Origin of the sequence: Sphingomonas sp. GCM10030256, assembly GCF_042666415.1 — a bacterium.
In the GTDB taxonomy this organism is placed as follows: Bacteria; Pseudomonadota; Alphaproteobacteria; order Sphingomonadales; family Sphingomonadaceae; genus Sphingomicrobium.
The window spans coordinates 1,455,633-1,477,834 of sequence record NZ_JBHTDI010000001.1; the positions used below are offsets into that span (position 1 = coordinate 1,455,633).

At 61.4% G+C, this 22,202-nt stretch carries 12 protein-coding genes; 5 read left to right on the top strand and 7 right to left on the bottom strand.

What is annotated here, in order from left to right; all coding sequences use genetic code 11:
* Nucleotides 1-114 precede the first annotated feature (114 nt).
* The 4 genes from ACFQPG_RS07300 (at nucleotide 115) to ACFQPG_RS07315 (ending at nucleotide 12,756) form a co-directional block, all read left to right on the top strand.
* The gene (locus ACFQPG_RS07300) at nucleotides 115-3,471 is read left to right on the top strand and encodes an STY4851/ECs_5259 family protein (protein ID WP_380811746.1); all 3,357 of its coding nucleotides are present in this window, start codon (nucleotides 115-117) and stop codon (nucleotides 3,469-3,471) included.
* Between the two features lie 13 nt (nucleotides 3,472-3,484).
* On the top strand, nucleotides 3,485-9,520 hold the full coding sequence (locus ACFQPG_RS07305) for a DEAD/DEAH box helicase (protein WP_380811467.1): 6,036 nt from the start codon (nucleotides 3,485-3,487) through the stop codon (nucleotides 9,518-9,520).
* 1,650 nt (nucleotides 9,521-11,170) lie between these two features.
* Complete coding sequence (locus tag ACFQPG_RS07310) at nucleotides 11,171-12,175, top strand: hypothetical protein (protein ID WP_380811469.1); 1,005 nt, start codon at nucleotides 11,171-11,173, stop codon at nucleotides 12,173-12,175.
* A complete protein-coding gene (locus tag ACFQPG_RS07315) occupies nucleotides 12,175-12,756 on the top strand; it encodes a class I SAM-dependent methyltransferase (protein ID WP_380811471.1) in 582 nt (193 codons plus the stop codon). Before ACFQPG_RS07310 ends, ACFQPG_RS07315 begins: the two co-directional genes overlap by 1 nt.
* A gap of 165 nt (nucleotides 12,757-12,921) precedes the next feature.
* Here the strand turns inward: ACFQPG_RS07315 and ACFQPG_RS07320 are convergent, their stop codons facing one another.
* The 6 genes from ACFQPG_RS07320 to ACFQPG_RS07345 form a co-directional block, all read right to left on the bottom strand.
* Nucleotides 12,922-13,989 (bottom strand): GlxA family transcriptional regulator, encoded by a 1,068-nt coding sequence (locus ACFQPG_RS07320; protein WP_380811473.1) that lies wholly within the window; start codon nucleotides 13,987-13,989, stop codon nucleotides 12,922-12,924.
* 69 nt (nucleotides 13,990-14,058) lie between these two features.
* A complete protein-coding gene (locus tag ACFQPG_RS07325) occupies nucleotides 14,059-15,195 on the bottom strand; it encodes a DJ-1/PfpI family protein (protein WP_380811475.1) in 1,137 nt (378 codons plus the stop codon).
* Between the two features lie 499 nt (nucleotides 15,196-15,694).
* Complete coding sequence (locus tag ACFQPG_RS07330) at nucleotides 15,695-16,453, bottom strand: hypothetical protein (RefSeq protein ID WP_380811477.1); 759 nt, start codon at nucleotides 16,451-16,453, stop codon at nucleotides 15,695-15,697.
* Between the two features lie 382 nt (nucleotides 16,454-16,835).
* Nucleotides 16,836-17,033, bottom strand: coding sequence for a hypothetical protein (locus ACFQPG_RS07335; RefSeq protein ID WP_380811478.1), 198 nt, complete (start codon nucleotides 17,031-17,033; stop codon nucleotides 16,836-16,838).
* Between the two features lie 785 nt (nucleotides 17,034-17,818).
* Nucleotides 17,819-18,475 (bottom strand): hypothetical protein, encoded by a 657-nt coding sequence (locus ACFQPG_RS07340; RefSeq protein ID WP_380811479.1) that lies wholly within the window; start codon nucleotides 18,473-18,475, stop codon nucleotides 17,819-17,821.
* A gap of 140 nt (nucleotides 18,476-18,615) precedes the next feature.
* Nucleotides 18,616-19,572, bottom strand: coding sequence for a toll/interleukin-1 receptor domain-containing protein (locus ACFQPG_RS07345; protein WP_380811480.1), 957 nt, complete (start codon nucleotides 19,570-19,572; stop codon nucleotides 18,616-18,618).
* A 717-nt stretch (nucleotides 19,573-20,289) separates the two neighbouring features.
* Between ACFQPG_RS07345 and ACFQPG_RS07350 the strand changes: the two genes are divergently transcribed.
* Complete coding sequence (locus ACFQPG_RS07350) at nucleotides 20,290-20,706, top strand: hypothetical protein (RefSeq protein ID WP_380811481.1); 417 nt, start codon at nucleotides 20,290-20,292, stop codon at nucleotides 20,704-20,706.
* A 121-nt stretch (nucleotides 20,707-20,827) separates the two neighbouring features.
* On the opposite strand, the gene ACFQPG_RS07355 is transcribed toward ACFQPG_RS07350, so the two are convergent.
* Nucleotides 20,828-22,138 (bottom strand): hypothetical protein, encoded by a 1,311-nt coding sequence (locus ACFQPG_RS07355; RefSeq protein ID WP_380811482.1) that lies wholly within the window; start codon nucleotides 22,136-22,138, stop codon nucleotides 20,828-20,830.
* Between the last annotated feature and the right edge of the window lie 64 nt (nucleotides 22,139-22,202).

Genomic DNA, 22,202 nt, shown 5'->3' on the forward strand with positions numbered 1-22,202 from the left:
GAGGCAGCCTTCGACAGGGCGACGGAGTTCGCCGAGTTTAAGGCGCTCGCCGACGAATTGCAGCATCTCAAGACGCCTCGTGCGGGCAAGCTGCGGATTAGGGCTGTCATGGCCATGGGGCGCACGCGTAAGGCTGAGGCCGGGGCGCCAAGGCCGAAGCTTCCGTCGTTCGCGGCGGCAGACGCGCCACCACCGGCTCGGCCTCCAGGAGGCTCCCCTCTTGCGGTCCTTCTCGCCAGCTTCGGGCTCGAAGCTCCGGACGGCCGCCCACTACATCAGTATCGGTTGGGCGCGCATCGATACGGTGAGCTGCTGGCCTATCTCCGAGCACGAGCCGCACAAGGTGGCCTGGAGCAAGGAAACGGCTCCTTAGCGGCGCTGCTCGTCCTTTGGGCGTCGGCGTGGTTCCGACGGGAGTATGGGGGAGGCATTCGTCGTTACGAGGATCTTGGACAGGCACTTGGCGGCAGCGCCACGCGGCTGTCCCACCCGCAATGGCAAGCGCTGATAGAGACCGGGCTGAAATGGTGGCGGCGCCCGCTAATAAGAAGGACGAGCGGCCGGCACCGTCTTCTCACGATTGCTGTCGAAGGCGGCTTCCCTGTCCGGGTTCTCGAGGCGGGCGAGGGGTGGTTGTCGCGTTACCTTAATCAGGTCGTTGGCCGCCTGCTCGGGGTGGACGACCCTCACGAGGAGGATGCCTTCGCGTTTGCTCAGGCGGCGCGGGATGAGCTGAGGGACACATACCGCCAGGAGGCGTTCGTCGCTCTCGCCGCCGATCTCGCACTCGCCATCGTCAAGCTCCGGCGCGAGGCGGAGCGCTTCCAGCCGGGAGCCAAGCCGTCGCTCGTGCTCGATCAGATCCGCCCGGACTGGCGCGCCGAGCTGCCCATCACGAACGATACCGAGGCGGCCCGCGCCATCGTCGACGGCATGCTCTCGGCGGCGAAGATCGCGCGCGGTCTCAGCGGCGCAGCGGGCTGTGTCCGTGTGCTGATGCGCGGCGAGCAGGGATGGCGAACGGGATTGCGGCTTTCGCTCGCTGGAGACATGCCGGGAGCGGCACTGGAGGGTCTTGCTGCTCCCGGCGTTCGGCTCGGCGTGCACCCTTACGGGATACTGGCCCAGGCTGTCGGTGAGGAGCTCGCCTTCCTCGACCCCCCCGGCGAGGATGGATCGAGTTGGCAGCTGCGCCCGCTCACGCGCCGCACCGAGGTCCTTGGGGTGCCGCTTACGGCAAGCGTGGACGTACAGATCCAGGCACCTAACGGAGCGGCAAGACTCATCCGTTGGCCGGGCGGTGATCCGGAACGCAGTGACGTCCTCTCGTTCGAGATCGATGAGGAGCAAGATGGTGAGCCGGTATCGCTCGTGCTCGCCGCACGCGGATCTGCGCGACTGAGAGCATCACGCGTGGTCGTCGCCGCACCTGCGGATTGGGGAGTGGTCAGCGGCGAGGAGGACGGGACCGCTGTAGCACAAGTAGGCGTCACGGACGATGGTAGGAGCCTTTGGCTGGCTGAAGGGCCTGTGCTCATCACGAGTACCGACGGCGGCCTCGTGTACAGCATCGAGCCCGGGGCGAATGAGGAGCTGCGCGATTCTATCCAGCTTGATGGACCCGCGCCGCGCGACTTCGAGAGTGCCGACCAGTCGCTGCTGATCGCCGGCAGGCCACGGGTTTGCTGCTATCGGGGCCGCACCACAGTGCAGCCGGCGTCGAACGAGCTACTGTGGAGGAGAAGCCGGAGCGAGCCTTGGCGAGAATTGGCGCGCCATCCGCTTGGTACCGGCACAGTGGAAGTCATGTGGCGCGATGCAAGGACCGGTTTCGTCCGCGACAGAGTCCGCGCAGCGATCGTACCCGCCGGATTGACCGTCAGCCGGGAGCGAGATGGGAACGGTTGGCGGTATCGGTTCGTCGGCCTCGACGATCTTAGCGTCCACCCGGACGCGAGCGACGGATTGCTGGTGGAGCAGCGTTCCGGGACCACATTCGCATTGAGCTTCCGGCACACGCCGAGCCGTCGAGTGCACTTCCTGCTCGACCATCCTCACGCTGGCCGTCCCATAAGAATCAGTCTTCCGTTCCCGCTTCGAGATGGCCTTGCCCACTGGGATGGCAGGCTGGTCCCGCCGGGTAGCGTCCTCACGCCCGCCGACCTTGCCGAGCTGGTCGCTTTCGGTGATGGCCAATTGAAGCTCTGCGCCGAGCTCAAGCCCGCCAATATCGACGTGCCGGCGCACTACACTTTGGGCGACCGTGAACTCGGGCTGCGCCCGCTGGCCAGTCGGATTGCGAGCGACCTTTCGGCTGCGGGCATAGACGCCTGGGTCGAGCTGAACTTCTTCGGTGCTGCCTCTCGTCCCTATCGGATCCAACCCTTCGACAGTTCGCTTCGGTGTGAACCGGGCTTTGCCACCATAATGTATGCGCCAGGCTTGGCCGGGTCGGCGTTGCAGATTGTCGGGCGCAGCATCGCCGCGCCTCATGAGGAACGAGTGCTCGTCGAGCCCTCTGTCGAGGAGATTCTAAATCACAGACAGCTGGCACTCCCGCCGGACTTGAAGGGTGCGTGGCTCGTCTATCTCCGGAGCGGTCATCTCGTTCGGTCCAGGCCCACGATCCTTTCGTGCGGCCATGCAGAACCGGCGCCGGGCGACGGCTTGTCAGCCGCGACTTCCATCGTTTGTGGGAGCGAGCGTCGAGCTGCGATCCGTTCCTGTCTGGATCGACTGTGCGGAGCGACCGAAACGCTTGCAGAGGATCTTGCCTGGCTGCACTGGCAGATCAGCTCGCTGAATGGCGTTCCTGCTGCGACGTTCGACGTCCTGGCGGCCCTGCAAGCGTGCCCGAGCTCGCTCGCTCTGCTGTTGCTCGCTGCGCCCGACGAGTCGGTTCAGGCGTCCGTCTGGAGGCTGGAAACCGAGATGCCATTCCTCTGGTCGGCAATCCCGCTCGATGCGTGGAAATCGGCAGCAAACGCGCTCGAGCGGATGACAGCGGAGCCTCTGCTTAGCGCAAGCTTCGAGCCCGCAGCAGCTGCCGCGATCGCGCGCGAAGTTGCTTCAGGAGCGGCCGCACGGGCGGCCAGCCTCGACTCCGCCTTGGCTAGTTGCCTGTCAGCTGTCGGCCTTATCGAAGGGCCCGGAACCGCGCCGACGCTAATCGAAGCTGCCAGCGGGTATGTGAGGCGGACCTTCGATCGTGGCGAGACTGCGATAGCCATGCCGTCCGATCGCAGCCTCTTCCGCGTGGGTGATCTGGCCCAGCAGCTTCCAAGCTGGTTCGAAGATAGGTTCGACCGAATGCACCTCGAAGCTTTGGATGCCCCGGTTGCAGTCGCTGAGGCCGCGAAGGGCTTGGCCGGGCTTTCGCGGGCGCAGCTGAGACGCTGCAAGTCGGCCCGTACTGAAGATCCCATCTATTTCGCAGAGGGCCTCGCGGCCGCTCTGAATCATAATCAATAAGGAATTCAGGGAATTGCGTACTCTCACGCCCTTTCAGGTTGCCGAAGAGCTGCGACAACGTTCGGTCGAAGCTGTTCTCGGCCAGAGCGGATTGAATCATCCTTCGCTGGCAGCGGAAATTCGTCGCCGCTTCGGCAGCCGGGACATCGCGGCGGGAGCTCTATTGCAGGAGCCGGTGCTCGAGCCGGCATTCCCCTTCGTCGAGGCCGAGGAAACGCTCGACTCACTCGCCGGATCATTGCTGCGTCCGATTGTGGTGGACGCGTTGGACCTTCCGGGCGATCCACGTATCGGACGTGATTGGCATCCATACGAGCACCAGCTGAAATCGTGGAAACTCCTCAGAGACCCGACCCCTCAGTCGGTTCTCGTCACGAGCGGAACGGGGTCGGGCAAGACCGAGTGCTTCATGGTTCCCCTGCTCGATGACCTCGTCACAGAAGCGGAGAAACAAGGACAGGCGCTGAGCGGGGTCAGGGCGATCATGCTCTATCCGCTAAACGCACTGATCGCGAGCCAGCAAGAGCGGCTCACCAAGTGGACGGCGCCGTTCAAGGGCAAGCTGCGCTTCGCTCTCTACAACGGCGAGATGCCGGAGGACGACAAGGAGGGGCGTGAACGGCTGACACCTGAGCAGGTGATCTGCCGACGCACCCTGCGTGGCGATCCGCCACCGATCCTCGTCACGAACGTGACGATGCTCGAATATCTGACCGTTCGGCGCAAGGACAGGCCGATTCTGGAGAAGTCGCGCGGGCAGCTCCGCTGGATCATTCTCGATGAGGCGCACAGTTACACGGGCTCCAAAGCGGCTGAAATCGCGCTCCTCCTGCGGCGTGTCCTGCTCGCCTTTGGAGTGGACTCGGACCAGGTCCGATTCGTCGCAACCTCAGCGACTATCGGCGAAGGCAAGGACGTCACCGACGAGCTACGCCGTTTCCTGCGTGACGTGTCGGGAGCTGGCGAAGAGCGCGTCCACGTCGTCTTCGGCCATCGTAGGCGACCGCAACTGCCTGCGATTGATCACGCCAATAACCTCCGGGCTCTCCAGCTGAATGCCATGAGTCCAACCGAGGCGTTCGAGACGCTCGCTTCAAACCCAGTTGTTCAGAACGTGATCACGAACACGGGCGAGCAACCGCGCGCTTGGTCGGAGCTTGCTCCGAAGCTGGCGGAGACCGGCGCGGAGCCGGAAGCCCTTGCGCTTGCGCTTGCCCGAGCAGAAAAAGACGGAGAGCGACTGCTGCCCTTCCGCGCGCATCTCCTCCATCGCGCCATTCCCGGCTTGTGGAGCTGCATCAACCCGGTCTGTCCCGACAAGCCAGAGGGGTGGCCGTTCGGAGCCGTCCTGCCCGAAGCCGGAGCTCAATGCCCCTCCTGCGATTCAGTCGTTCTGCCTATCGTCTCGTGCCGGGGATGTGGCGAACCCTTCCTGGATGCTGTCGAGACCGCGCGCACTCTACATGCCCCGGACCAGGAGCTAACTGAAGACGAATTCGCGCAGGATACCGATGAGGAGGCAGCGGCTTCAGGCGAAGGCGACGGCGCTCCAGTCCCCCCGCTTCCACTGATCGAGCGGCTGATAGCGTGCAGGCCTCTGCCCCAGGCGCGACCTGTCCACGTGGACGCAAAGAGCGGCTCGATCGCAGATCAAGCGACCGACAACCTTGTGACACTGCCAGCGCACGATCGCGAAGCGCCGGAACGGTGCCCGGCCTGCGAACTATCGGGGACAACGAAGCAGCCGCGAGTGCTGTGGCCCTTCCGCTTTGGCGCGCCGGCGGTCTTGAGCAATGCGAGCCCGATTCTGCTGGAAAGCACGGAGGCTTTCCAAGGCCCGGTCGACGCAACGCATTCGCTGCCCGCCGACGGGCGCCAGCTGCTTTCGTTTACCGACAGCCGTCAGGGAACCGCCCGATTTGCCGCGAAGCTGCAGAATGCGGCGGAGAGAAACCGCGTCCGATCGCTGGTCTATTTCGAGGTGCAGGACTCCTCAAAACCGGACCCAGCCATCACGGAGAAAATCGCGGAATTCGACTTGGCGATCAAGGCAACGCAGGACCGTGGGGGGGCGGGTGCCGAGCTTACGTTGCGCCTGCTTGAACAACAGCGTGCAGAGCTAACTAAGTCGTCCGGGGGACTTAGCTGGGAGCGCGTGAGGCAGCGCCTGGCCGAGCAGGATGAGGTCAGCCATTGGATGCGCAAGGTCTGGGCCAAGCGCGATCCCGACCGGTTCCGCGACGAGGTAAATGGGCCAAGTCGGCTCTCTGAGCTCATGCTCCTCCGCGAGCTCGCCCGCCGAACGAAGCGTGCGAATTCGCTTGAGACGATGGGCCTTGCAATGCTCCGCTTTGCGGCGATCGAGAATTTGAAGGGCGCTCACCTTCCCGATGCGCTCCGCTCGCGCGGGAAGAAGATCGAGGACTGGCGGGATTTCCTGTACCTCGCACTGACCATCGCGGTTCGCGACTATTTCGCGATCCGGATCGACCGGAGGGATGCCCATTGGCTACAGCCAGGCGTGCCGTTGAAGCGGCTGATCGGCCCATACGACGCGAGCAGCGGTCCATCGGATCTTCGTTGGCCGCAGATCCGGGCTGACTACGTCGGGCAGAGGGGTACGCTGCCTAGACTACTGGAAGTTGGCCTCCGACTCGACGCCGCAGAACGAGGTGACCGAGAAACGATCAACGAGCTGCTTGCCCGAGCATGGGACCAGCTACGGCCGCTGATTGCCGCCGGCACGGATAATCGGCTGGATCTGAGCCTAGGCATGATCGAGCCAGTGTCCAAGGGCTGGCGCTGCCCGGTAACGCGACGAGTCCTCGATACGGTCTTCTGCGGCTATTCGCCCTACGGCCTCCGGACCGGGGCAACACGAGGGGTCGGTGCTCGCGCGGAAGAGCTCGAGATACCCCGTCACCCGGCGCCATTCTTACGGGAGGCCGGCGACGAGGATCGGGTTCGGGCTTGGCTCAGTGAGGATGTGGCGGTGTCCGAGCTACGATCGCGCGGCATTTGGACGGATCTTCATGACAGGATCGCGCTCGGCTCCCCCTATGCGCGGTCGGCGGAGCACAGCGCGCAACAGCCGTCTCGCCGGCTTCGCGGATACGAGGCGGAGTTCAAGCGAGGCGAGATCAACATCCTGAACTGTTCGACCACCATGGAGATGGGCGTCGACATTGGCAGCGTTTCCACGGTCATGATGACAAACGTGCCGCCATCCATCGCCAACTACCGACAGCGCGTCGGGCGTGCAGGCCGACGCAGGCAAGCGACCGCGCTGGCATTCACCTATTGCAAGGATTCGCCGCTCGAGCGCGAGGCCTTCCGGAACCCGCAGCGCTTTCTAACGCGCTCCGTCGCGGCTCCTCGCGTCTCGCTCGATGCGCGCCCATTAGTGCAACGACACGTCAATGCGCTGTTGTTGGCGGCTTTCATTCGCGAACAGAGCGGGGACGCGACCACCGCAAAAGCTGGAGTCTTCTTCGGCTACCCCGCAGATCTTCGGACCGAGCGGCTGCCGGACCCGCCTTCGGTCGCATTCCAGCAATGGCTGACCAGGCCGTCGACCGAGGCTGCGCTTAAGGTGTCCGTCGAGGCTGTGGTGAAGGGTTCGGCGCTTGAGGGGGATACCGGCCTGTTCGTCGCTGCCGCCGAGGCCGTCGGGGCGGCAGAAGCCGAATTTGCGAGCGAATGGCAAGGCTTGCAGTCACAGGCTGTCGGGCTCGATCGGGCAACGGCGAAGAAGGCTATCGGCTTTTCGCTGAAGAGGCTCTGCGACGAATTCCTGTTGTCCGACCTCTCCAACCGAGGTGTCCTACCCGGCCACGGATTCCCCACCGCCGTGGTCCAGTTTGTCCATTCGGATGAGCCGGACGGCGACGAAGGCATGGGTGAGGAAGGCAACCCGATGCGCCGGCGGCACTTTGCGAGCCGCAACCTCGATCAGGCGATGCGCGACTACGCGCCTGGCGCGGACGTCGTGATTGATGGCCTCGTTTATCGATCTGCCGGAGTGACGCTCAATTGGAAGCGCCCTGCCGGCGAGAGCGAACGCGATGTGCAAAGCCTTGCGTGGGTATGGCGCTGCTCGAGCTGCGGCACGGCAGGTACGACTCATCGCCCCCTCGACCAATGCGACGCGTGTGGTGCGGCTGCGATTGAGCAACGCGAATACCTGAAGCCCGCTGGCTTCGCAGCGGAGAAGCAGCCACCGCACGCAGAGGCAGACCTCGTCTCCTATGTACCTTCGGAACCGCCGGTGGTGGTGGCACGCGGCGCTGGGTGGCAGCCGCTCCGCGTGCCGGAGCTGGGAAAGATGCGCGCGAGCCGCGATGGTCTTGTCTTTCATTCGAATGCCGGAGGCGAAACCGGACAGGGGTACAAGCTCTGCCTGCACTGCGGACGCGCGCAGCCGGAGGGGGGAACTCGCCTTCCAGCTTTCGACCAACACGAGCCGCTTCGCTACACGAAAGCCGACGATGACGGCCGATGCCCCGGCGCGAGCCGGCCCTTCGCGATCAAGGACGGGCTGCTGCTGGGCTACGATGTGCGGACCGACGTCTTCGAGTTGCATCTGGCCGGGTTGGACAATCTAGGCGCGGCATGGGCATTCGGGTCTGCGCTGCGCGCGACGCTGACGCGCGAACTCGGTGTCGAGGTGGGCGAAGTCGGGCTTGTGGTCGAACCCCGAGCAGCAGATCTCGGTGGAACAACTTACGCAATCCTGCTCTTTGACCAGGCCGCTGGCGGCGCCGGCTTTTCGCCCCGTGCGGCAGATCTGCTGCCCAAGCTGATCGAGCCGATCAAAACTCTGCTGGATTGCAAGTCCGAGGGTTGTGAGCGCGCCTGCTCTGCTTGCGTGTTGACGTCTGATCTCCGCGATCAACAAAAGGTCATTGACCGCGTCGCTGCGCTTGCATTCCTCGACGATCGGCTGGGGCGGATGTTGACACCGGAGCAAATCGACCGGTTTGCCGATGGCGCTAGCTTTAGCGATTCCCTTGCTGACGAATTGCTGGCGGGAAAGGGGCCGATCACGGTCTGGAGTTCGCTCCTCGATCTTTCGGACCTCCAACATGGCTCTTTCCGGTCGTTTGTCGCGGCTGCTCAGCGCGCCGGCAGGGCTGTCGCGCTGGTGCTGCCACCTGAAGCCTGGGCGGCTTTGGACGATGCGACCCGGCTGGGTCTACGCGATTTCGCCACTCGGTTCGATCTTGAGCTGAAACGCGGATCTGCTCCCGACTTCGAAAACGGCGCTGTAACCTTGGCGGCACTCCCAGCGGAACAGCAGGTCTGGGCAAGCCGGGACCGGAATGCCGCCCGCGCAGGCGCGTCCTGGGGCGTGCCGTTCGAAGCCCCGGTACTTCGTGCAATGCATACCGTTTCGGACCTCGGTGACCAGGTCGATCGATCAGAGCTGGAACTGCGGCCTGACGCAGCCTTCTTCCGCTTCACAAACGACGTTGACGGACCTGCGCTCGGTTTCGGCGAGCGAATGGTCGCTGCGGTGGAGCCGTTGCTGAGACGCGTCGGGGCCTGGAAGCCAGGGCAATTGATCGCGATCAACTACTACGACCGGTACCTGAAGTCGCCGATGACCGTCCGCTTGGCCGTGGATTTCATCGGCGCCGCAGCGAGGGCGCTGGCGAATGGCGAGCCAATCCAGGTGGGTTTGGTCAGCGAGCCCTACAGACCCGACCCTCGCCGCACGGGATCGCCCTGGCAGGCGGTCCACGATTGGCAGGACGACCGCGTGCGCATCGCTGTCGCAGCGGCCTTGGGCGAGATGTGCGGAGTGGATGCTTCGCTTGCGCTGAGAAGGGATCGCCACGCACGCGAGATGGAGCTCTCATTTGCTGGGGGGGGCACTGTTACACTCGTCCTAGACCAAGGATTCGGGTGCTGGCGGGGCCCGCAGGGCATCTCGCTGCCCTTCGATTTCGGAAGATCTCCGGAGGAACAGGCTTCGAGACTACGTAGCCTAAATCCGCTCCTTATCGGTCCCGAGGAGGCCTCGTATGTGGTCGCCATCAAGCCATAGTTTGAGGGACCTATGATGGATCGAGCTTCCATGCAGCCGGCCGCGATCCTGAGCCGGTTGCTCGACGCAACACCGATGCGTCTGAGCGCAGCCCCACGAGGGCCTGGCATATACGCGCTCTACGATCATGCGGGCGAAGCCCGTTACGTGGGGATCACCGCCAAGTGCCTACGTGACCGCATCTTTAACCGTCACGTTGGGGGAGACGACAACAGTCACAAATTTTCGTCCGCCTACAATGCTGGCCGCATGTTCCATAGCCGGCGCCATGCAGGCTCGTGTGCGAAGGACGGGCCAGTAGCCAAGGAGTTGAGGAGACTGTTCGCACGGGAGCACTGCCGTGCAGTCGCCATTCCGTTGCCGGCCCTGGAGAAGAAGGATCTTCTCGCCCTGGAATCGGAGGTGATCGCACTGGCACCTGCAAGCGCGTTAAGCTGGAACAATTCCAGACAGATTGATGCCTTCGAGCCAGAGGACATGGTCGATGCCTTCGTTGAGAAGTTAGGATGGCCTCGCGAGAGGGTTACCGTTCTCGAGCGACAGAGAATGCGTTGGCAGGCTTGCAATCCGAGTGGGGGAGCTCGGTGGTGGAACATGCCACTGGGCGATTAGGACGACAGGCCCCGTGTATCAGCAGTTCAAACCGTTGCGAAAACGACTTGGCGGTACGAATGCTTTGGCCGCACTCGCGGCGGTCTTTCGCCTTTCTTAGTTTCTAAGTTTTCATCAGCCACTCCCGCCGGAGCTGCGGCACCCGCACTTAGCCGTAGGCATGCCTCCAATGAAGGTCGGGTTGTTCCCGTGGGACATGGAGCAGCTGGCCATTGCGGTTGGTCGAGTGCAATCGCATGATCACGCAAAGGGGTGGCGCGCGTGAGTAGGAAGGCAACAAGCAGCAACATTACCGCCTTCAAGCGTAGAGGCGCACGATCCTCCAGGAACAGGTTGCCTCAAGCCAGCTTTCGCAGAAACCGATCCACTAAGCGCATCGATTCACAGGTCCTACTGCTGGCGGTTCTCTTGTTCCTTGGAGTGTTCGGCAGCGGTTGGTTGTACTTACAATCGGTGTGGCGCACGTCCGAGGGATCGGTTGCGACTGCTTCAACTGCTGGTTTCTCCTGCCAGGTGGCGCACATTACGGACGGAGACACCTTCCGCTGTGTTGATGGTACAAGAGTGCGTTTGTCTGGGGTCGCGGCGCGGGAAAGTGACGGCACCTGCAGACCTGGACACCCTTGCCCCGTGGCCTCCGCTGAAGCTGCGACAGCAGCTTTGCACAATCTGGCAAGCGGGCAGGTTTTGATGTGCCGGGCGGTTGGTGAGACTTACGGCCGAGTGGCCGCTTTCTGCCGCCGTAAGGATGGCCTCGATCTTAGCTGTGCGATGATGCAAACTGGCACCGTCAAGAAGTGGTGGCGCTACTGGGGCCTTCATAGCTGCTGACGAAGGTCCGCTCTCCAACCGGCGCCCACATTCAGAGGAAAGCCATCCGGGTTGCGGCAGCTGGTGGAAAGCGGAACAGCTGCTTTCGGGTACGCACCGGCAGAAAGTAGACGTTCGATCGACGGAATGCCTCCGGCAACCTAGCACCTAAGCGCCGCTGCCTTCGGTAGTGCATCAGGGTCTTCAAAGGCTTACGTTCGCTCCGTCATGACCCCCTTTCTCGAAGTCCGACCCACCATCGAGAATCACTGGCGTGCTATCGTCCTGTTCGGGCGAAATGTCGCAACCTACAAATTTGCCCTCGCCAAAGCGCTGCTCGAGCTTCGCGCCGTTCCGAACGATCTCTTGAAGCTGGATGACCTTGCTGTCCCCTTTGCACGTAATGTGTGCGAGCATCTTCAGCTGGCGCCCAAGCAAGCCACCAGCCGTTCGAGCCGGTTCCTCGAGGCCTGCCGCAAGGCGAACCTCGGGGAGATTAGCGACGATCAGTTGCGCTCAACGACGGTTGCACTCGGGTTCAACAATGTCCTCGATGCCTTTCATCGGTTGGGTCCCAGTAACATCTCGCGTCGCTTCTTCGTCGATGAGCGAAAGACGCACGACGGCATCCGGCTGACGGACGAAGCGCGGGCGCTGGGAGAGCTCGCCTACGTAAACGACCTTATGCACGAGACCGAGGCTCGCTGGCGCCTAGTCGAGACTGCCTGGGAAGTGGGGCTCAGCCGCTCGCTTGTCGAATTCGATCGGCACACTGAAAACCTGCTCGCGCGGGGTCGGAGGATCACAGTTACATCGTCCCGGTCGGCCCTGAACGGCTACCAAAAAGGTCACTGCTTTTATTGTTTTGCTCCTATCACAACGGAGCCCGGAGACATGAACGCCGATGTCGACCATTTCTTCCCGTGGGCAGTTCGCGCTCACTTGATCGGGAACGTAGATGGAGTTTGGAACCTCGTATTGGCATGCCGGACGTGTAATCGTGGTGCCAACGGCAAGTTCGACCTGGTTCCAGCCAAACCGCTGGTCGAGAGGCTACACAAGCGTAACGAGTTCCTCATCACGAGCCACCATCCGCTTCGCGAAACGCTGCTATCGCAGACCGGTGCCAGCGAGCGCGACCGTGCCAAGTTCCTGCAGAAAAACTATGCGGCAGCGGTGACAAACCGGATTGCGGGCTGGACGCCGAAGCCGCGGGCGGAGCCTGTTTTCTGATGTCACTTAGCTTCTATGACGGGACTGCAGCCGCCTACTTCCAAGACACCGTTGGTGCAGACGTTGCACCATTACGGGCCCGCTTTCTCAAACAGGTCAGAGCCGGGGGGCGCATCCTTGATGCTGGTTGCGGGTCGGGTCGTGACGCGCGAGCCTTCTCCGATGAAGGCTATGACGTGTCTGCCTTCGATGCATCAGCCGAATTGGCCAAGTTGGCTTCGGCCTATGCTGGGATCGCCGTACAGCATCTAACTTTCGCGGAGATGGATTGGCGTGAGGCCTTTGATGGTATCTGGGCAAGCGCCTCGCTGCTTCACGTGCCGCGCGCGGATCTCGACGGCATTTTCCTGCGGTTTGCTCGTGCGCTGAAGCCTAATGGAGCTTGGTATCTATCGATGAAGCTCGGCTACGGCGACCGCTTGGTGGACGGGCGCCTCTTCACGGACATCACCGAGCCGGAGCTGCGGGATCGTCTGGAGGCGCTTGGCCTCCATGTGTATGACGTTTGGTGCACTGACGACGTCCGGCCAGGTCGAAGCGACCGCTGGGTAAACGCAATTGCAGTTCACTCCTCGGGCTGACTGACTGTTGGTGGTGGAAAGCGGAACGGCGGCTTTCGGGTGACCGCACGGCAGAAAGCAGACGTCGCCATGTGAAGCCCGCTCGAGGGCTTTGCGCGCTCCTCAGTCATACGGACCTGATGGCGCGTTTTCGAGAAGGTGCCGTTCAAGCCCAGCCTTGGTCACCTATGAGTGGCTCGAAAAGCGCAAGCGATGTGTGGCTGGGCTTGTACCGAGGTGCCGTTGGAAGGCGCGGCGAAGCTTTTGTTCGTCGCCATACCCTGATTGCACAGCGACGCTCTTCATGGGCAGATCTGTTTCTTCCACCGCGTGACGCGCGGCCTCGAGCCGCATCAACTCGACAGTCTTGGCAGGCGTGCGTCCCATCTTGGCGGTATAGACCCGTGCAAAGGTTCGCGGCGCCATGTTCGCGCGCTCAGCTAGCCTTGAAACCGACAGGTCTGCCGTCAGGTTTGCTGCGATCCAGGCGTGAAGCTCGGCAAATGCACGGTCGCGAGTTTGCATGGCGAGGGGCTCGCTAAATTGGGACTGCCCGCCCGCTCGCTTCATGAACACCACCATCTGCCGGGCAGCATCGATCGCTACCCGGGCACCATAGTCCTGCTCAATCAGTGCAAGGGTGAGATCGATGCCGGAACTCACCCCGGCCGACGTCCATAGATTGCCGTCTCGAACGAAGATGCTGTCCGGATCTACGTCAAGCGTAGGATGGCGGGTCTTCAACTTGTCGAGCCACGCCCAGTGGGTGGCCACACGCCTGCCGTCGAGTTGGCCTGCGGCTGCGAGCAAGAATGCACCCGTACATACCGAACAGAGCCTCCGGACCGATCCGGCCCGAGACAAAATGAAGTCGCGCAGCCCCGTGTCGACGCGATACTCGTCCCCGGAGCAGCCGCCGGGCACAATCAAAGTGTCGATTGGCCTGCTCGCTAGCGAGGAGGCTGGCACGGTGACGACTGGCAGACCCGATCCGGTATCTATCGGACCACCTTGCTCCGATGCCACAATCGTCTCGTACCGCCTCGGCCCATCCGGAGGCGTGCTTCTATTGGCCGTGGTCAGCGCCTGAAGTGGTCCAGCAAGATCAAGCAGATTCATACCGTCGTAGGCGAGCAGCACCACCGACAACGGCTGTTGCGGCTGCCTCAAGTCGTCAGGCTCGCTTGCCTCCCCCGCCATAGACGCTGTGTTATCAGAGGCCGAGGACAACGCCATATGGTCCTCCGTTTCCATGCGAACGGCCGCCGTGTCGGAGGAGGGGGCGAACTTGATCGGCCCGGTCGACTGAGCGAATTATCAAGGTCATTGCGGTGCCTCGAGGTCGCCCCACGGATATTCCATCGCAAGCGCTGAAAGGCGGGCGGTTCCGCTGCCATGACGCCGGGCTATCGCGTCAAAGGCCGCAGGCAGGGCAGCGCCCGCACGAACGGAATCGCCTAATGCGAAGCGCACGTCCGGCTTCACTGAGGAGGCCGCCTGCGTCTGCACGCGCAGTCCTCCGCGCAGCCGCACTGGGCCACCAGTGGCCGATACCACGCTCACCTCATCCCGCATGGTTCGGGACCAAGCTTCCGCGTACAATGACAGCGCTACCTCGTCCTCGCCATCACGGACTTCGAGCGCCACGACATCGTTGCGCTTGAAGCGCATGTTGGCCTTGTGAACGGAATGGTCACCAGGCCGCAACTTGAACACGTCGCTGTCATGGGCGGCTCCCCACGACTCTACGCCTAGTCGCGCGGCGGTGGCGTGAGCGACTTCAGGTCCCGCAATCGTCTCAACCAGCGCTAAACTGATCGGGAGCGAGGCAGACACTCCGGCGCTGGAGGCTACCGCGCCATCGGCCACATAGCGCAGGTTCGTCAGCCAAGTGACCCTCGGATAGTGCTTCTGACGATCGCGCAGCGAAGCCCAGTGACCGGTGGCGCGGCGTCCGTCGAGGGCACCAATCTCAGCCAAAAGCTCGACGCCGTCGCAGGTCGACACCAGCGCCGCGCCACGCGCGTGCTGCGTCCGCAGCCAAGCGCTTTCTTCCTTGTGCTTGTTCCCAGTGGCGGGGACGATCACATAGTCGGCTCCCTCCGGATGGGCCCGGTCGAACTCGGCTGCAGTCATGTCGGGTAGGAGAGTAAGGGGGCCAGCCTTTAAAGGGCCAGCCTTCATGTTCACAGCGATGACCTTTGCGGCTCCAGACTGTGCAAGCACGCCATAGGGCACGACGAAGTCTGAAAGGACGGCCGTGTCCTGCGCGACCACGACCACGACGGGTAGTGAGCCGGGACGCTTTGGCTTGTGGACGATAGGAAGACCTCCGGCCGGTGGGTTCTGAACCTGCGGCGATGCCGAGGACGGAGGGGCTGCGGCCGATGCACTGCCGCCGAGGAGACTGGCAGTCACAAGAAGGAGAGTGGCGGAACGTAAGCGACAATTCTGAGACATGGCGACTTTCTGTGTTTGTCGCTCCTCCTTCAACCGGATCCGGTTTGGCTCAAAGGTCGATTTTCCTTCATTTTCTGCCAGAAAAGCATATGTGGCCCCGGCACATCTTCGACGCCGGGGCTCGCAAGTCACAGTTCGGCTTTCCCAACTCAGGCCCAAGCCAGTCTGGACTGACGGTCCGGTTAGCCCGACCGGGTGAGCTAGAAGAGCGGATTAGCGCCGTCCCCTTCCCGCGATCGTCGGCTGAAAGCAGATGGGCAGCTTCCGGCCACTTGCCGATGTTGCGCTGGCTCAAACTCAATCGTCGATTTTTGGTGGGAAGCGGACCGGCTGCTTTCGAGTGACCGCAGGCGAATAGCCGACGCCTGTTCATACGAAGTGGACGCCGGCATGCGTCCTTTGAGGATGCCTTGGGCTCGTTGGAGGACTATAGAAGCCGGCCCTCGCCAGCCACAAACTGCTTGTGCCCACACTTCCCGAATGCAAGTCCTCTGCCGTTTCAGTGCAGAGCCTTAGCAATAGCATCCAGGTCCACAGGTACCACTGATGAACCGAACCGGCCCCTGTAGAAGCGACCTATCCGGACCCTGCGCTTCACGGGACTCGTGCTCTCGGGAGGAAGGCCTTGAAGCGCCCGCTCGCCGGAGCGCTGAAGGCGGATTGCGTGATCGACTAAATTGGAGCCACTCGGCTGCGCGAGCCGGCAAAGGTCGGTGGCAACGTATTTCACAATTCGGGTCAGCAGGAGGAAGTCGTCGAAAGTCAGCTTTTCTGGCTCACTAGGCGCAGGCACACCGTAGGCGGCACGGATAATCGGGTCGAGCGATGTGATAGTGGCATGCTGAGCGGCGAGCGACGCTCGGCTCTTGCGAGGATGGCTTAGATAATTGCGGGCTAAACGGTAGTAGTCGAGGATCATGAAGCGTTCGATCCAGATGCGCTTCTTGTTCAACTCCAAACCGCCGGGCAGGACATCAAGCACCCAATCAAGTGGAGCCTCGCCCTTATCTCTCGCACGAACTGGCGAGCCGGCCACGGTGCCGACTTCTTCAGCAAAATCGTATAGAAAACCCTCAAGTTGTTGGTAGGCGCCGACCAGAAACAGCGTGGCTGCTCGTGTCGGTAAGCTCGCGATATCCAGCTCAAGGACTGAGACGCCTTGTGCGGCTGCGCGCGCGTGCAGGTAAGCGGTAGGATCTCTGGAAGCCCTTGCGGCGTCCAAAAAGTCGCGAACAGCGACTTCGATCGCCTCATCCATGCCATCGTTGTGGCCCAGTGCATTCAACAGTGCGCGATAGGATGCAAACCGCCAGTTGATGCTACCAGAACCGTGACTTACGGCTGGCAAGCGCACCCTATGATGTAGAGCTATGCGTAGCTTGGCCGGGATCGGCTTACTTACCATGTCGTCCCCTCCCAGAGACTGCAACGCGGATCAAGGTCCGAACCTGCCCGTCTTGGTTCGAGATGCCAATGGCTTAACTCGGACATGGAGGACGACGAGCATCGTTTGACCTAGCCAATATGACGGAAGGTCGACCGTCGCGCGCCAGCAATCGCCGAACGTTCGAACCGCCTTAACCGCACGCCCGCCTTTTGGTGGTGGCAAGCGGAAAGGCCGCTACGGGAGCGTACAGGGTTTAGCGGACGTTCGGGTCAGCCCTTTCCACCCAGTTTAATCGGCAAGGCACTCCATTTGGCCATTGATCAACCTCCTGCTGAGGATAGCCGTTGGCAAGCAGCCAGTCGTCCAGGTGCTCTTGGTTATTCCTAGGCACGTACGGCTTGGGGAAGCCGTAGCGCCAGCCGGCAGGAGGATCGATCATCTGAACGCGCATGCGATGCTCCTTGCTATTCCTCATCTCTGGCGCCCGAAATGAGGAATAGACTGCTGTTCTATTCCTCACTGAGCACAATCTGACCCTCGCATACCATCTGCCCTTGTGTAGCCTGTCTCAGCAGAATGCCTGCCACTGGTGGATAGCGGAACGGCCGCTTTCGGTTGCGCACAGGCGGATAAAAGGCATTCGTCGTGCGGAGTGGACGCTCCGAACCGTTCTGGTGCTGTCGATCTGCAGCCAAGTCGACGTCCGGAGAGGCCTCAGCGTGGACGACGGAGCGCAATGGCTAACGGTCGGTCAAGTCCACGCTGAAGAGAATAGTGGAGCTGCCGGTAGGACCTGTTACGATCTGCCAGCAAGTGAAGGCAACGTCTCCGCGCCTGATGTCACGCGGATGCTCGGCCGGTTCCAAGTGAATGGGAAAGGTGCGTGATCTGCCGTCCGCGCTGCCGGCTATAATGGCGGCAGCACCATCGATCATCACCAGGGCTCCCCGTGCGGGATGAAGTTCGTCAGCCAAGGCGATACTCGTATGATCGACCTCGAAGCGAATGCCCGATATCGCGGCCCCTGGGGCTCGGCTCCACTCGTCCGCAAACGAAAAGGGTATCTGCCCGTCAAGACAGACGAGCGTGCGTCTATTGTTTAGCAGCCCTGCGAGGAAGCGCTGCTGCCCTTCATGCGCTGGCAGGAAAAGCGTGCCCAGTGGCTGAGTGGAGAGTGACGTAGAGGTGACTTGGCTTAGGTCTAGCATCTGTCTTAGCTCCAACTCCTAACCTAGCTCAAGCACGCTGACCAAGTTGAAGCGTCTTGGACTCATTCCCGTCTACGCCCACTCTAAAAAGGGAGCCGTCGGCCTCGATTTCGAATACGTGGCTCATGAAGCCTAGGTAAAGGGTATCTGCGGGATCCGTGATCGTCGTGCTTCGCGGCATATCCTCCAACTTTTCCGGGTCGCTAGCCGTGATGATCCGGTAGCTACAGAGGCGCCAAGATTTCGGTTCGCGCCCAAGCTCGTCAGTGATCGCCTGGAGCGCAACGACGGCAGCACCTTGCCGGTTGAGGTAAGCTGGGATCCGAAGAAGAGGGCGGAGCCTTGCAGCGATCTTCGGCCAAGCCTCGAGATTCTTCTGAATGGGGTCGCCCGCGAAGAAGGCGGCGGCGAACCAAACCCAGTTCGGCACCTCCTTCCCGACCTCAAGCAGCGTCAGAAAAGCTGGCAGACTTGCGCCCGGACCAACGTCGCCGTCCTCAAAACGCATCTTGAACTTGGCTTCGAGATCCTGACGAAACCGCTCTCGCATCTCGCCCCAGTCTTTCTCGTCACCGCAGTCACCGTATGTGCGATCAACAACCGCAACTAAGATCGTGCCCTCTTGCTCAAACGTCTGCTCGTTTGGGCCCACGGGAAAACGCGGATCAAATCCTTCGACAACCATAATTTCTCCACCCTTTGAGGCAGGCACATGGACACGACCTCCCTCAGCCACGGCAGGCCTCAAGCAAAACGATCTGTCCGCAGCTCTTCACGGGCCTACAAAAAGGCGTCTCTACTTTCCGCTTGTCCAAGGTTAGATCCTTAGCGTTGCTGCAGTGGGCTGATGAAGATGCTCCAGTAGAGCTCCGCAGCGCCCTCAAGACTGAGCTGCTCGTCACGGCCTCGGCCGTGAAAGGCCATGCCCATGGCACTCAGGAATAGCGCTTGGTCATCTGAGCCGACCGTCAGCTGCTCGTTGAAGCTGTTGCTCTGGTCAGTCTCTCCATGAGCGAAGCCGATACTGTTGGAACCAAAGCCGCTACTCATAAAGATCGTGCAACGCGCCTCGGCCTTGCCGTGTCGATAAACGGCAGCAGTGAACCGATTGGCATCTACTCGCCGGAAGTGACCTTCCACCCCGGGGTTGCGGTTGCCGAGTTCGATAAGCGAGCTTTCGAAGAAGCGTGCAAGATACTCGAATGCTTCCAATAGGAAGCGATCCTTGTCACGATCGGTGAAGGATTTTGCGAGCCGAAGATTACTGGATCTTGCCGGGACGCTGAGAGCGTCCGAGACCGCAGTTGTTCCGAACCCGCCGGCGGGCTGTGCGCCAGCGCGTGACGTCAGCCGTCCAGCAGCATCTCTGACCGCCTGTGCCACTTCCAGCAGGGCTGCGTCAGTGTTTGGCATCAGGGTCACCGGCTTGCCATCCGTTGGCACAGCCTGAAGCTTGCCAAAGGGCGCGTGATGCCAGTCGCATGGCCGTAAGATAACCGGGATCACTATCGCTTCGCCGGCATCGTGTCGCTCAAGCGCCCGATTCATTTCCCGATCGTAGCAGTAGTCCGATGCAAGGAAGTCTGGACTAACGAGAAGGAGAATAATGTCGTCCGTCTCGACGTGATTATCGATGGCCGTCGCCCATTCGTTACCGGCACCAATCCGGCGATCGTGCCAAGCCTCGATGATGCCCTGCCTCTTGAGCATGGCAAGTTGTCGCTCCAGCTGGTCTCTCAACGCTTCATCAGCATGTGAATAGGAAAAGAATAATCGGGCCACTGCTCTTATCTCTCGGATGTGAGCGCGACGCGCCCGTTCTCAGAACTGTTCGTGACTAAGCTGATGAAAAGTTCCAATTCGGGAACAGGGGTCGAAGCGAAAAAGTCCTCCAAGCGGCAACTCAGTCCCAGCCGGGCCGGTAATCACTGCGTCCGCAGCCCGGACAGCGGATCTGCGAGAACTGAACACCCTCTCGCTGAGCGTCTCGCTTCTCTTCTGGCGAATACAGATCAACCTTGAAACGCTCACCGCAATTTAGGCAACGGTACTTCTCTTTCATTGGCATACAGGCATGCTCCGCCAGCAGTCGTTGCGAAGGCGGCAAGCGATCGCATCGAAAGCTAAGTTCCCGAGCGCAGGCGAAAGTACACATCAACGGCGATATGTGAAGCCGTGGACGGCGGCTTGGGCCGACCATTCTGCTGCAATGGCAAAGTAATCTCTGAAGCTTCCGTGAGCAGACAGGCCAGTGCCTAACATTGGCGCGCATGAACGTACGTCCGGTTGTGGGAAGCGGCGATGCGGCACTGAACGTCGGCTTGTGGCTCGTCCCAACGACCCGCGGTAAGGGCGGTTAGAGACGGTCAGTGCGTGATATCTAATCAGCGGCTCGCGTTCCAATGTCAGCCTTAAGAGCCTAAAATGGTGCCGACCCCAATTTCGAGGAACTAGGGGCCGAATGCGTGCGCTCCCGGCGCAGCCATCGAAGGGACGACCATGGACGAATTTGCCCGGTTGATGAGCATGGAGGGTGTGCGTCCTCTTGATCAACCGAAAGAGAAATCCCGCAGTCGGACTGAAGAGCCAGGTCCCGTCTCCACTCAAGGCATCGTGGCTACGCCGGATCTGGTCCCTGCTGGCCACGCGTGGGTCAGGGGTCCCCGCGCGCGCACTGCGCTCGAGACAGCGCTTGAGCGCCTTGCCACCGAGATCCGCGATGGACGGCCTGGCTGGGCGACCGGCATCCGTCAGGACGGTAAAACGGTCACGTTGCCTGCTTCGTCAGGAGCGGCGGCGCTGCTTGGCACCGCAGATCGCCAGTCGCTGCGCCTTATGATTGTCGGCGGCAACGGGTGGACGTTCGTCATGCATCCGCTGATGGGGGTCGCAACCCTGGATGAGGATCCCACCTAGATCCTGCTGAACGGGCGTCCGAAACCGGGAAGCGGCAAAGCGGCCCTGAACGTCGGCTTGGGGGTCCTTTTGGACGTGGATGAGGCCGGATGACTAGCCAAACCTGAAGACAGTTTGGGTCTCAACGAAGGCGCTTCTGCCGGCGCCTAGGCGGTGGAATAAGCGCTCCCCCGCACTTGCCTGCAAGTTCGAAGATCACGTCTTCGATACCGCCAACAATCGTCCTGAGATAGTCGGGGCTGAAAATGACATAACGATCCGTCGTCTTGCTTAGTGGCCGATGACCCAACGCTATCTCAAGCTCGAAGATGCTGACCCCACGGTTGGCCAGGATCGTGGCCATAGAGTGCCGAACAAGTTTTGGTCCCCAGCCGAAAGGCAGCTTGAGATGGTCACTCATAGTGTCCCATCCCGACCGAATTGATGAGACCGGAATTTGACGGGCTTCTTCCTCGTTATCACTCCCAGCAACAGGCTTGTACGCGTGCCGACAGACGAGGAATTCGTCAGTCGCGTCCAGCCAGTCTTGAAGTGTATCAGTGACTGGCATCACGGGGCGATACTTCTTGGTCTGAATGCGCTGAGCGGGATTTAAGTCGTATCTGCGCTCTCGCTTCATCCATTGGCCACGGTTTGCAGAAACGCTCATATCGAGCACCGCATCAGGACGAGCGATCGTACAGATGGCACCAACAAGATACCGGCGCAGAGGTATGAGAAGGTCGGAGTGTGCGGAGTAGCTGCCGGCGCCAGTCGCCGAAAAGTCGAGGACTTCGGCCAAGCCATCTACGGAGAGGCGGTAAGTGCGCTTCGGGGTAACTTCGTCGCGGGTGAGATGCTTTATTTTAGGCGCCACCGACAACCGATCGTGTTCAACGGCGTGGTTCAACGCAGCCTTCAACTGGATAACCGCCTCTTCCGCTGTTGCGGGTGAGCGCTTCCGTACTGGGACCTCAACCCAGTTCCCGAGTTGGTCTTTCTTCCGCGTCACGATGGGGTCGGAGAGTGCCCACTTCCGGAAGCGGTCGATGAAAGCTTTGTTGAGCTGCGATGGAAGAAAGGGGTCCTTGATCCGCCCCTCTTTGACCTCATGATCGATGAAGCGGCTCATCAGCTTCAGCCGAGCTCTGATCGCCTCGGCGCTGGCCCGCTCCTGACCATGGAGAACGTAGTAGTCCACCAGTGCCTCGGAAACGGTGTAGCTCTGCTGATCCGAGGCTGTCGGTTTATGACACGCAAGGTAGTGCGCATCCAAGGCATCGCAGGCTAGCCGAACGTCGCTCTTGCCCGTGCTCTTGCGCCGTTGCTTCCCTGATGCTGGGTCATACCACCAGATGTAATATTTACTGCTGGCTGGATTCCCACCTGCGCCACGGACGAGATCGAGCCAGAACTCACCTCGCTGATAGATCCCGCCTTTGCTTGCCGACATTTCGCTTGCTCTTTCAGAATCTCAGCTTTCGCTTGTGCTAGCTTTTCCAGCAGACCGATCTCCG

Excerpts from the sequence above, each read along its gene's own strand:
- ACFQPG_RS07300 (WP_380811746.1), top strand. The coding sequence starts at position 115 with ATGGGGCGCACGCGTAAGGCTGAGGCCGGGGCGCCAAGGCCGAAGCTT.
- ACFQPG_RS07310 (WP_380811469.1), top strand. The coding sequence starts at position 11,171 with ATGACCCCCTTTCTCGAAGTCCGACCCACCATCGAGAATCACTGGCGT.
- ACFQPG_RS07315 (WP_380811471.1), top strand. The coding sequence starts at position 12,175 with ATGTCACTTAGCTTCTATGACGGGACTGCAGCCGCCTACTTCCAAGAC.
- ACFQPG_RS07320 (WP_380811473.1), bottom strand. The coding sequence starts at position 13,989 with ATGGAAACGGAGGACCATATGGCGTTGTCCTCGGCCTCTGATAACACA.
- ACFQPG_RS07325 (WP_380811475.1), bottom strand. The coding sequence starts at position 15,195 with ATGTCTCAGAATTGTCGCTTACGTTCCGCCACTCTCCTTCTTGTGACT.
- ACFQPG_RS07330 (WP_380811477.1), bottom strand. The coding sequence starts at position 16,453 with ATGGATGAGGCGATCGAAGTCGCTGTTCGCGACTTTTTGGACGCCGCA.
- ACFQPG_RS07335 (WP_380811478.1), bottom strand. The coding sequence starts at position 17,033 with ATGCGCGTTCAGATGATCGATCCTCCTGCCGGCTGGCGCTACGGCTTC.
- ACFQPG_RS07340 (WP_380811479.1), bottom strand. The coding sequence starts at position 18,475 with ATGGTTGTCGAAGGATTTGATCCGCGTTTTCCCGTGGGCCCAAACGAG.
- ACFQPG_RS07350 (WP_380811481.1), top strand. The coding sequence starts at position 20,290 with ATGGACGAATTTGCCCGGTTGATGAGCATGGAGGGTGTGCGTCCTCTT.
- ACFQPG_RS07355 (WP_380811482.1), bottom strand. The coding sequence starts at position 22,138 with ATGTCGGCAAGCAAAGGCGGGATCTATCAGCGAGGTGAGTTCTGGCTC.